This is a genomic window from Rhodovarius sp., from assembly GCF_040399605.1.
Classification (GTDB): Bacteria; Pseudomonadota; Alphaproteobacteria; order Acetobacterales; family Acetobacteraceae; genus Rhodovarius; species Rhodovarius crocodyli_A.
Map to the genome: position 1 here is coordinate 58,538 of NZ_JBBARU010000012.1, position 10,187 is coordinate 68,724.

General features: G+C 66.0%; 11 protein-coding genes. 5 read left to right on the forward strand and 6 right to left on the reverse strand.

What is annotated here, in order from left to right; all coding sequences use genetic code 11:
• Window positions 1-18: 18 nt before the first annotated feature.
• From ABWP84_RS05995 to minC, 6 genes are all read right to left on the reverse strand, one after another.
• Window positions 19-810 carry an SDR family NAD(P)-dependent oxidoreductase gene (locus ABWP84_RS05995; protein ID WP_353211096.1) on the reverse strand — a complete coding sequence of 264 codons (792 nt, stop codon included), beginning with the start codon at window positions 808-810 and terminating at the stop codon, window positions 19-21.
• Window positions 791-1,201 (reverse strand): thioesterase family protein, encoded by a 411-nt coding sequence (locus ABWP84_RS06000; protein WP_353211097.1) that lies wholly within the window; start codon window positions 1,199-1,201, stop codon window positions 791-793. The genes ABWP84_RS05995 and ABWP84_RS06000 overlap by 20 nt, the downstream gene beginning before the upstream one ends.
• Window positions 1,198-2,229, reverse strand: coding sequence for a serine hydrolase (locus tag ABWP84_RS06005; protein WP_353211098.1), 1,032 nt, complete (start codon window positions 2,227-2,229; stop codon window positions 1,198-1,200). Before ABWP84_RS06005 ends, ABWP84_RS06000 begins: the two co-directional genes overlap by 4 nt.
• A 116-nt stretch (window positions 2,230-2,345) precedes the next feature.
• A complete protein-coding gene (gene minE, locus ABWP84_RS06010; protein WP_353211099.1) occupies window positions 2,346-2,633 on the reverse strand; it encodes a cell division topological specificity factor MinE in 288 nt (95 codons plus the stop codon).
• Window positions 2,633-3,457, reverse strand: coding sequence for a septum site-determining protein MinD (minD, locus tag ABWP84_RS06015; RefSeq protein WP_353211100.1), 825 nt, complete (start codon window positions 3,455-3,457; stop codon window positions 2,633-2,635). Before minD ends, minE begins: the two co-directional genes overlap by 1 nt.
• Before the next feature lie 14 nt (window positions 3,458-3,471).
• Window positions 3,472-4,236: a septum site-determining protein MinC gene (minC, locus tag ABWP84_RS06020; protein WP_353211101.1), complete on the reverse strand. Its 765-nt coding sequence runs from the start codon at window positions 4,234-4,236 to the stop codon at window positions 3,472-3,474.
• 167 nt (window positions 4,237-4,403) lie between these two features.
• Here minC and ABWP84_RS06025 point away from each other — a divergent pair, with 167 nt between their 5' ends.
• The 5 genes from ABWP84_RS06025 (at window position 4,404) to ABWP84_RS06045 (ending at window position 9,937) form a co-directional block, all read left to right on the forward strand.
• A complete protein-coding gene (locus ABWP84_RS06025; RefSeq protein WP_353211102.1) occupies window positions 4,404-5,375 on the forward strand; it encodes a D-2-hydroxyacid dehydrogenase family protein in 972 nt (323 codons plus the stop codon).
• Window positions 5,376-5,387: 12 nt separating this feature from the next.
• Window positions 5,388-6,194 carry an alpha/beta hydrolase gene (locus ABWP84_RS06030; protein ID WP_353211103.1) on the forward strand — a complete coding sequence of 269 codons (807 nt, stop codon included), beginning with the start codon at window positions 5,388-5,390 and terminating at the stop codon, window positions 6,192-6,194.
• On the forward strand, window positions 6,191-7,927 hold the full coding sequence (gene atzF / locus ABWP84_RS06035) for an allophanate hydrolase (protein ID WP_353211104.1): 1,737 nt from the start codon (window positions 6,191-6,193) through the stop codon (window positions 7,925-7,927). The genes ABWP84_RS06030 and atzF overlap by 4 nt, the downstream gene beginning before the upstream one ends.
• Before the next feature lie 207 nt (window positions 7,928-8,134).
• Window positions 8,135-8,509, forward strand: a complete 375-nt coding sequence (hpxZ, locus tag ABWP84_RS06040; protein WP_353211105.1) for an oxalurate catabolism protein HpxZ — start codon at window positions 8,135-8,137, stop codon at window positions 8,507-8,509.
• 63 nt (window positions 8,510-8,572) lie between these two features.
• Window positions 8,573-9,937: a CoA transferase gene (locus ABWP84_RS06045; RefSeq protein WP_353211106.1), complete on the forward strand. Its 1,365-nt coding sequence runs from the start codon at window positions 8,573-8,575 to the stop codon at window positions 9,935-9,937.
• Window positions 9,938-10,187 lie beyond the last annotated feature (250 nt).

Here is a 10,187-nt window from a genome sequence, read left to right on the forward strand (position 1 = left end):
TCCGCCGACTATGCGGTTTCAGCCGCCGGGTTTTGCTGCCGGCTTGGGCGGCGTGCGGCCCAGCAGGGCGGCCCGCCATAGCGGCGGCAGCGCCCCCACCAGGCGGGCGATAGCGTAAAGCCGGCGCGGATAGGCAATTCTCAGTCTGCCCGCAGCAATACCCTCGAGGGTGCGCCGGGCCGCATCTTCAGGCGTCATCAGCCAGGGCATGGGGAATGGGTTATCCGCGGTCATCGGCGTGCGAACAAAGCCGGGGCAGATGGCATGCATGCGAATGCCGCGCTTGCGCTCGCTATGGTCGCGCGCCTCGGCCCAGCGCTGCACCGCGGATTTGCTGGCGCAATAGGCCGGCGCGCTGGGGCCGGCGACAAAGGCGGCGATGGAGGCAATCACCGCGATATGGCCACGCCAGCCATCCTCGGCCGGTGCCTGCCCCGCCATCACATCCATTGCCGGCAGGGCGGTGTTGAGCACGCCATTGATATTGGTCTCGAAGACATGGCGGGCGGCGGCGGCATCCTCCGTGCCCTCACCGGTGCCGGTGCCGATCCCGGCATTGGCAATGGCGAGATCAAGCCGGCCAGCATGGGTGATCCAATCGGCCATGGAATTGGTGTCACGCACATCGATGATCTGGGGCAGCACGGTGGCACCCAGTTCACGGCAAGCCTGGGCGGTGGCCTCCAGCCGCGCGGCATTGCGGGCGGAGAGATGCAGCGTCACCCCAGGGGCCGCACAGGCCCGGGCCAGCGCATCACCCAAGCCGGATGACGCGCCGGTGATCAACACATTATTCGGCCGCCGCGCCATCACGTTCGATCATCAGGCGCCGGGCCTCGGGCGGGATGGGAATGCGCGCGCCGGTGGCATTATCGACGCAAACCAACACCGCGAGGCATTCGAAAACCGGCTGGCCATCCTTGAGCACCTTGTACTCATGGATGAAGGAGGTGCGCCGCAGGCTCAGCACCCTCAGGCTCAGGCTCACCTCATCGCCAAAGGCCAGCGGTGCCAGATAGCGGATGGTGAGTTGGGCAACGACGGGCCCCACCGAGTTGGGCTTAAAACTCTGGCCCAGGCTCTCCCAATGGGCGACCCGCATATCCTCGAACATCACCAGATAGGCGGTGTGGTTGACATGGCCATGCAGGTCGCATTCGGCCCAGCGCACGCGATGCGACCAATCGGCAGACCAACTCATGCCAGGGCGGCCCGCACCCGCCCCATGGCTTCATTGAGATGTGCAGGGTCGAGCCAACGGAAGACCGCCACGATACCCTGCTCAGGCTCGATCCAGGTTGTATTGCCGCCCGCGCCGGAGAAGCAGTAGGCGCGCTCGCTCGCCGCTGGCCATTTCGCCCGTGACGTGTTGAGCCAGAAGAGGAAGCCATAGGCCGGGTTGAGCGCGCAGCGCGTGGTGCAGGTGGCGAGCCATTCTGCCGGTACAAGCTGCCGCCCCGCCCAGGCCCCCCCTTGGGCGACGAGCATGCCCACCTTGGCCATATCCTGGGCATGAATGGAAATACCACCACCCCAATGCGAGCCGCCCGGCACCGCCTGCATCGGCAGGCCGCCCACCTCGACCCAGCCATTGGAATAACCCTCCCAACGCCAGTCATCGGAGGCGCCAATGGGGATCATGATTCGGTTGGCGAAGATATCGGGCAGCGGCTTGCCGAAGACGCGCATCAGGGAAAGGGAGAGGCGGTTCACCCGCACATCATTGTATTCCCAATGCGTGCCGGCAGCCTGCAGGCTGCGATTGCCCTTGGTGGCGCCGCCTTCGGTGGCGAGTTGGCGGCCACGATCGATGCTGTCGGCCTTGTCGAACAGCGTGCCCTCCCATTCGGAGGTATTGGTGAGCAAATGCCGCCAGGTGATGGGGGCATTCTGCCCGCTGTCAAAGCCACCATCATCGACGAGTTCGCGCACCGGCCGGTCGATATCGGCAATAAGCCCATCGGCCACGGCGATGCCGGCCAGGATGGCGAGATAGCTTTTGGCCACCGAGAAGGTCTGGTCGATCTGCAGGCTATTGCCGATCTGCCCGACGCATTGGCCATGCTGGTAGATCACAGCATTGGTCGGCCCGCGCGGCGACATGGGGCCAAGCAGCGTGTTGAAGGGCGGCGGCTCGAAGAAGCCACCTTCCAGATGGGCGCGCAGGTCGCGGGGCCAGGGGGTCTCATGCGCGGCGATGAAGGCCAGCGCGTCTTGCAGATTCGGCATGCGGGCAGGCTAGAACAGCTTGCCTCGCGGTGAAATCACCAAGGCGGTTAATAATGCCGCCCTCGCCGCCAGATTGCGGCGGCACGGGCGGCATGGCCGCCAGGGGCTTGGGGGCTTTATGCCGCAGCGGAACGCCCTGCCGTGCCATTGCCCGGCAATTCGATATTGATCTCAAGGGCGCTGCTGCCCTGGCCACGCTCCAGGTTGACCTTAACCTTCTCGGGGTCAACGGCGACATAGCGTGCCACGACGGCGATCAACTCCTGTTGCAGCTTCGGCAGGAAATCCTCCCTGCCCCGGCCAACACGCTCATGCGCCAGGATGATTTGCAGCCGATCCTTGGCAAGCGATGCCGTGACGGGTTTTGGTTTTTCGCGCGCGCGGAAAATATCCAACCAGGACATCAGGCAGCCCTCCCACCGAACAGCCGGCCGAACAGGCCGGTCTTCTTCTTTTCGACCTCCAGGAAGCGGTGCGGCCGGTCATCGCCCAGGAAGCGGCCCACGGCGTCGGTATAGGCCTGCCCGGCCGGGCTTTCGACGTCCATAATCACCGGATTGCCGGTATTGGAGGCCTTGAGCACGCTCTCGCTCTCCGGGATCACGCCCAGAAGCGGGATGGCCAGGATTTCGCGGATGTCTTCCAGCTTGAGCATTTCGCCACGCTCGACCCGCACCGGGTCGTAGCGGGTGACGAGGAGATGCTCCTTCACCGGTTCGCGCTTCTCCTCGGCCCGCTTGGAGCGGCTTTGGATCACGCCCAGGATGCGGTCACTATCGCGCACCGAACTCACCTCGGGGTTGGTCACCACAATCGCCTGATCGGCATAATAGAGCGCCATCAGCGCGCCCTTCTCGATGCCGGCGGGGCTATCGCAAAGGACGTAGTCGAACTCCTTCATGAGTTCTTCGATGATGATGCCCACACCCTCCTTGCTCAGCGCGTCCTTGTCACGCGTCTGGCTGGCGGGGAGGATGAAGAGGCCATCGATCCGCTTATCCTTGATGAGCGCCTGGCTGAGCTTGGCCTCGCCATTGATCACATTGACGATATCAAACACCACGCGGCGCTCGACCCCCATGATAAGGTCGAGATTGCGCAGACCGACGTCGAAATCGATCACAACGGTTCTCTTGCCGCGCTGGGCAAGGCCGGTGGCGATGGCGGCGGAGGAGGTGGTCTTGCCCACGCCCCCCTTGCCGGATGTAACGGTGATGACCTGTGCCATGTTCGGGGGGGCTCCTAAAGTTTCTCGAAATGCAGCGCTTCGCCATCGAGACGTGCCTGCACGGCGCGGCCAATGGGCGCACCGCTCAGGCCTTCCCGCACCGCATAGAAACCTGCGATGGCGATCAGCTCCGGGTCGAAATTCAGCGCGAAGATGCGCGCATCGGGGTTTTCATTGGCGCCGGCCACGGCCCGGCCGCGCAGGGCGCCATAGATGTGGATATTGCCGTCGGCGATGACCTCTGCACCGGGATTGACGGTGCCGATGATGATGAGATCGGCCCCTTCGGCGTAAATGCGGCTGCCGGAGCGCACCGGTTGGGTCACCAGCATGGCATTGCTGCCGCTGCCGCGAAAATCCGGGGCCACCGCCGGTGGGGCGGGTTCGGCGGCGGGCGCTGGGGCCTCTTCCGGGGCGGGAGCGGGGGTGCCGCCGGCGGGGCGCAATGTGGAGAGGCCCGCAGCCGTGGCGGCCTGGCGCATCGCCGGCGTGCCGCCGACCACGCCGATGGGCATGATCTCCAAACCGCGCAGGCCAGCGATCAGCCCGGCAAAATCCACCTCCCCCGGCGAGACCTGCAGATCGTCGAGGCTGATGGCAATGGGGGCGAAGCGCAGAAAGCCAGGGGCGCGGCGGAATTGATCGCCCAGCGCGGGCAGCACAACCTCAGGCCGACCATCGAGCAGGCGCAGCACCAGAAGATTGAAATTCCCTGCGCGCAGCCGGAAGGCATCGGCCCCAGGCAGCGTATGCGCATTCGGTTGGGCGGCGGCTGACATGGGGCGCTGGTGGTCCTTCAGGGAATCCGACTCTCAATTCATCATCTTAACCGTGTGGTTTGTCGTGATGATAGGTTCGTTCGCAGTGGATAACGGGGATCATACGGCCTGACCATTGACTGAGCGCAGAAATTCCCGCCAATCGGCATCAGACACAGGATATGCCCATGCCAAGCCTCACCCGCCTTGCCATCCTCGATGATTACCAGGGCGCAGTGCTGCAGCGAGGACCATGGGAGCGGCTGGCGGGCCTGGAAAAGACCGTCTTTCGTGACACGATCACCGATCAGGACGCGCTCGTCGCGCGGCTGATGCCCTTCGATGCGATCCTGGCAATGCGCGAGCGCACCCCCTTCAACCGCGCCCTGATAGAGCGGCTGCCCAATCTCAAGCTCCTCATCACGACCGGCGAGCGCAATCGCGGCATCGACGCCGCCGCCTGCGCCGAGCGCAGCATCACCTTCTGCGGCACCTCGAGCTTTGGTGCGCCCACGGTGGATGTCACCTGGGGGTTGATTTTGAACACCATGCGCGGGCTGGCGGAGCAGCAGGCCAATCTGCGCGCCGGGCGCTGGCAGCAAATGCTGGGCGCTGGGCATCTGGGCCACACGGTGGAGGGCAAGGTGCTGGGCATTGTCGGCTTGGGCAAGCTCGGCTCCCGGGTCGCCCGGGTTGGCGCGGCTTTTGGCATGAGCGTGGTGGCATGGTCACAGAACCTCACCGATGAGGCCGCCGCCGCGGCCGGTGCCACCCGGGTCTCCAAGGCGGAATTGTTCCGCATGGCGGATGTGGTCTCGCTGCATCTCATTTTGTCCGATCGCTCACGCGGGATTGTCGGCGCGGCGGAACTGGCGGCGATGAAGCCCAGCGCGGTGATCGTGAACACCAGCCGCGGGCCATTGATCGATCAGCCGGCCCTGCTCGCCGCCCTGCATGAGGGCCGCATCGCCGGGGCAGGGCTCGATGTCTTCGATGCGGAGCCGCTGCCGCCCCATCATCCGATCCTATCCGCCCCGCGCACCGTGCTGCTGCCGCATCTGGGCTATGTGTCGGAGGAGAATTACCGGGCCTATTTTGAGACTGCTGTCGAGGTGATCGAAGCCTTCCAGGCCGGCAGCCCCATCCGCGTGATCAGCTGAGGGGATAGCGCCATGGATTGGGCCACCGCATCGCAGAAACAGCGCGACCTAGCCTATAATAACAACACCGCGGTGCCCGATGCGGCGGCGCTGATCGCCGAGCGCGCCGCCGCCTCGGCCCTCATGGCCCCGCCCCTGGCCGCCATGGCCTTTGGCGAGACTGAGCGCGAGGCCTGGGATCTGTGGCCCGCTTCGGACCCGGCGGCGCCGATTTTGGCCTTCATCCACGGCGGATACTGGCAGCGCAACCGGCGGCAGGATTTCTGGACCATGGCCGAGGGCGCGCTGGCCATGGGCTGGGGCTTTGCGGTGCATGGCTATTCACTCGCCCCTGAGGCCAGCCTCACGCAGATCACCTGGCAGGTGCATGCAGCGCTCGATTGGCTGAGCGCGCATGGCGGGCAGCATGGCATGGGCGGGCCCATCGTGCTGAGCGGCTGGTCGGCCGGGGGCCATCTCACCGCCATGGGGGCCGAGCATCCGGCCGTGGCCGCGGGGCTCGCCATTTCGGGCATTTTCGAGCTGGGGCCGATCCGCGACACCTATCTCAATGAGAAGCTCGGCCTGACGGATGAGGAGATTCTGAGCCTCTCGCCCATTCGCCGCCCGGTGGTGCAGAAACCCATCGCCATTGCCTATGGCAGCGCGGAACTGCCGGAGCTTTGCCGGCAATCGCGCGATTTTCATGCCATGCGTGCGGCGGCGCATGCGCCGGGGCCGCTGCTGCCGGTGGCCGCCGCCAATCACTTCACCATCCTCGAGGCGCTGCGCCGCCCCGGTGGCGCGCTGCTGCGGGCAGCGGCCGAATTGCTGCGATGAGCTGGCGGGATTTTGCCGGGCTGCGGGCGCATTACGCGGCCGGGGCTTCGCCGATGAAGGTGGCCGAGGAGGTGCTGGAGCGCATCGCCGCCTTTGCCGACCCTGCACTCTTCATCACCCAGGTGGCGCCCGATGCGCTGCGCGCCCGGGCCGGAGCCCTGACGGCGGAGGGGCCCTGCGGCCGGCCGCTCTGGGGCATTCCCTTCGTGGTGAAGGACAATATCGACTGTGCCGGCCTGCCCACCACCGCCGGCTGCCCCGATGCCGCTGTCATGCCAGCCGAGGATGCACCGGTGGTGCAGCGGCTTCTCGCCGCGGGGGCGCTGCTGGTTGGCAAGGTCAATCTCGACCAATTCGCCACCGGCCTGGTGGGGGTGCGCAGCCCGCATGGCACGCCGCGCAATGCGATTATGCCTGATTATGTTCCGGGTGGCTCCTCCAGCGGCTCGGCCACCGCTGTGGCCGCCGGCATCGCCGCCTTCTCCCTGGGCACCGATACTGCGGGCAGTGGCCGCATTCCGGCCGCGGCGCAGGAGCTGGTGGGGCTCAAGCCCAGCCTGGGCCTGCTGCCCACACACGGCGTGGTGCCGGCCTGCCGCAGCCTCGATTGCGTGAGCATATTTGCCCATGGCGTGGCGGATGCGACCGAGGTGCTGCAACTCGCCGCCGGCCCGGACGCGGCAGACCCCTATTCCCGCCCAGCACCGGCGCATTGGCGGGCATTGGGCGCCCCTGCCCCTTCCTGCCGAATCGCGGTGCCGCTGGCCGAACAGCTCAGCTTCGACACCGCCGATGACGCGGCCCGCTTTGCAGCAGCGATCGACACCTGCGCCGCGGCGGGTGCCACGATCATCCGGGTGGATATCGCACCGCTTTTGGCCGTGGCCCGCCGGCTTTACGAGGGCGCCTGGGTGGCCGAGCGCACTGAGGCCATCCGCGCGCGGGTGGAGCATGCACCCCAGACGCTGCACCCCATCACCCGCTGCATTCTGCAAGGCGGTCTCAACAAGCTGACCGTGGATGCCTTTGCCGATTTCCATGCCGCAGCCCAGGCGCGGCTGCATGCGGGGGGGATTTTCACCCAGGCTGATGCCCTGCTGCTGCCCACCCATCCGGGCCTGCCCAGCCTGGCCGATTTGCAGGCCGAGCCCATCGCCGCCAATTCGCGCCTGGGCACCTATACGAATTTCGTCAATCTCTGCGACCTCGCCGCTCTGGCGCTGCCCAATGGCCGGCGCGGCGATGGCGTGCCCTGCGGCATCACCCTGGTGGGAGCGGCCTTTTCCGAGGCCCGCCTGGCCGCGCTGGGTGCGGCTTTCATGGGCGAGACGCTGCCGCAGCCCGTGATCGGCGCCGAGGATATCGCGCTGTTCTGCATTGGTGCGCATATGTCGGGGCTGGGGCTGAACCACCAGGTGCTGCGCCATGGCGGGCGCTTCATCGCCGAGGGGCGGACCACCGAGGAATATCGCCTATTCGATATGGGGCCACGGCCGGGCATGCTGCGGGTGGCCGAGGGGGGTGTGGCCATTCTGGGTGAGGTCTGGGCCATTCCGGCGGCCTCGCTCGGCCCCTTCCTGGCGGAGATTCCACCGCCACTGGGCTTTACCCGGGTGCGGCTGGCGGATGGCTCCGCGCCGCTCGGCTTCATCGCCGAACCCGCAGGGCTGGCAGGCTTGCCTGACATTTCGGCACGCGGCGGCTGGCGGGCACATTTGGCGGCCAAAACCTAGGGCTAACCATCCAACAGGCTGCGGAAGAACGAAAAGCGCGGGGAAACAAGATCGAGGGGCTTTGCCCCTCGAGCACCCCAGCAGGAAACTCAGTTTCCTGCACCTTCGTTTTATTATTGATTTTGTTCATTTTTCTAGTGGGAGGGGCTAGCCTGCTAAAGCCCCGAGGTTTGGTCGGACCAGATGCCGCGCATAAGGAGATTGCTGATGGAAGTGAACAACCCCGAAGCCCTGGCCGGGCTGACTGACGCCTTCAACCGCTATGAGGTGGCACTCAACACCAATGACGTCGCGGTGCTGGACGAGATTTTTAAGGTGGCGCCGGAGACGGTGCGTTATGGGATCAACGAGCATCTCTATGGCCATGCCGAGATCGCGGCTTTCCGTGCCGCCCGTCCAGCCCAGGCTGAGCGGGCGCTGACCCGCACCATCATCACCACCTATGGGCCGGACCATGGCATTGCCTGGACCGAATTCACCCGCCCGGGCCTGACACGGGTGGGGCGGCAGACCCAGTCCTGGGTGCGCTTCCCCGGCGAAGGCTGGCGGGTGGTTGCAGCGCATGTGAGCCTCGCGGGCTGAGTTTCGCCCTCTGAGGGGCCGGGCTGGCAAGCGCCTGCCGGGCGTGACACCCTCTTTGCCATTATGATGAATGACCTGATGCAGGCGGTGGGCCTGCCGACCAGCTTGGCCGCCATGGCTCGCCTGACGGGGGAGGCGCCGGTGTTGCGCTCCTCCTTCAGGGTGGATGCGGCGGCCCAGGCCTCCATCGCCGCCAGCGGGCTGGCCGCGGCGGCACTGCATGCTGCCCGGGGGGCAGCGCTGCAGGCCGTGGCCGTGGATATGCGCCATGCCGCGGTGGAGTTCCGCAGCGAGCGACATCTTCGCCTCAATGGCGGCGAGGCTCATGAATCATGGGACTCCATCGCCGGCCTCTACCCCACGGCTGATGGCTTTGTGCGGCTGCATACCAATTTTCCCCATCATCGGGCGGGTATTTTGGCGCTTCTGGCCTGCGCGCCAACGCGCGAGGCGGTGGCGGGCGAATTGCTCACCCGCCGCAGCCTGGCATTTGAAACCGAGGCCACAGCGGCAGGGCTTTGCGTCTCCGCCCTGCGCAGCCATGCGCAATGGCTGGCGCATCCGCAAAGCGATGCCCTGGCGGCCCAGCCGCTTATCACCATCGAGCGCATTGGCGAGGCGCCGAAAACCCCGCTGCCCGCCGCCGCCGCACGCCCGCTGCAGGGCTTGCGGGTGCTCGATCTCACCCGGGTGATTGCCGGCCCGGTGGCCGGGCGCACCCTGGCGGCGCATGGTGCCGATGTGCTGCATATCACCGCGCCGCATCTGCCCAGCATTCCAGCACTGGTGATGGATACCGGGCGCGGCAAGCGCAATGCGGCCCTGGATTTGCGGCAGGATGGGGCGCGCTTCGCCGAATTGCTCACCGGCGCCGATGCCATGCTGCGCAGCTATCGCGAGGGCGCGCTGGCCTCCCTCGGCTTCTCGGATGAGCGCATGGCGGCGTTGCGCCCGGGCATCATCATTGGCCATCTCTCGGCCTATGGCGTGATGGGGCCATGGGGCGGCAAGCGTGGCTTTGACAGCCTGACCCAGACCGCAACGGGCATGAATGCCGATGAGGCCGCCGCCGCTGGCGATGCCCTGCCACGGGTTCTGCCCTGCCAGGCGCTGGACCATGCGAGCGGCTATCTTCTGGCCACCGGGGTGATGGCGGCGATGATCCGTCGGGCGGAGGAGGGCGGCTCCTGGCGGGTGAGGGTCTCACTGGCGCGCACGGGGATGTGGATTCGCAGCCTGGGCCGGATGGCGGATGGGTTTTCCGTTATTGAGCCCAGCCAGGAGAATATTGCCGACCTTCTGGAAACCCATGCCAGCGACTTTGGCGAACTGACCGCCGTGCGCCATGCCGCCTTGCTGCAGGAGACGCCCGCGATGGAGGGCCCGGCCATGAAACTGGGCAGCAGCCCGGCGACGTGGCTGGGCTGATGGCAGAGGAAACCGCGAAAGGGCTTCGCCCCATAGGCGCTATCCCACCAGGGTCGACATATATCTCGGATTCCTTGCCGGATCTCTGACATTTTTGAAACCCTGCTCCGTTGGCAAGGGCGCACCACACAGGCCTTAATATTATAATCACACAATAAAACGATCTAAATAAAAAATAATGTCCAAAAATCAATTATTAAACGAAGGTGCAGGAAACTAAGTTTCCTGCTGGGGTGCTCGAGGGGCAAAG

Excerpts from the sequence above, each read along its gene's own strand:
- ABWP84_RS06005 (WP_353211098.1), bottom strand. The coding sequence starts at position 2,229 with ATGCCGAATCTGCAAGACGCGCTGGCCTTCATCGCCGCGCATGAGACC.
- minC (WP_353211101.1), bottom strand. The coding sequence starts at position 4,236 with ATGTCAGCCGCCGCCCAACCGAATGCGCATACGCTGCCTGGGGCCGAT.
- ABWP84_RS06045 (WP_353211106.1), top strand. The coding sequence starts at position 8,573 with ATGATGAATGACCTGATGCAGGCGGTGGGCCTGCCGACCAGCTTGGCC.
- ABWP84_RS06025 (WP_353211102.1), top strand. The coding sequence starts at position 4,404 with ATGCCAAGCCTCACCCGCCTTGCCATCCTCGATGATTACCAGGGCGCA.
- minE (WP_353211099.1), bottom strand. The coding sequence starts at position 2,633 with ATGTCCTGGTTGGATATTTTCCGCGCGCGCGAAAAACCAAAACCCGTC.
- ABWP84_RS06000 (WP_353211097.1), bottom strand. The coding sequence starts at position 1,201 with ATGAGTTGGTCTGCCGATTGGTCGCATCGCGTGCGCTGGGCCGAATGC.
- minD (WP_353211100.1), bottom strand. The coding sequence starts at position 3,457 with ATGGCACAGGTCATCACCGTTACATCCGGCAAGGGGGGCGTGGGCAAG.
- ABWP84_RS06030 (WP_353211103.1), top strand. The coding sequence starts at position 5,388 with ATGGATTGGGCCACCGCATCGCAGAAACAGCGCGACCTAGCCTATAAT.
- hpxZ (WP_353211105.1), top strand. The coding sequence starts at position 8,135 with ATGGAAGTGAACAACCCCGAAGCCCTGGCCGGGCTGACTGACGCCTTC.
- ABWP84_RS05995 (WP_353211096.1), bottom strand. The coding sequence starts at position 810 with ATGGCGCGGCGGCCGAATAATGTGTTGATCACCGGCGCGTCATCCGGC.
- atzF (WP_353211104.1), top strand. The coding sequence starts at position 6,191 with ATGAGCTGGCGGGATTTTGCCGGGCTGCGGGCGCATTACGCGGCCGGG.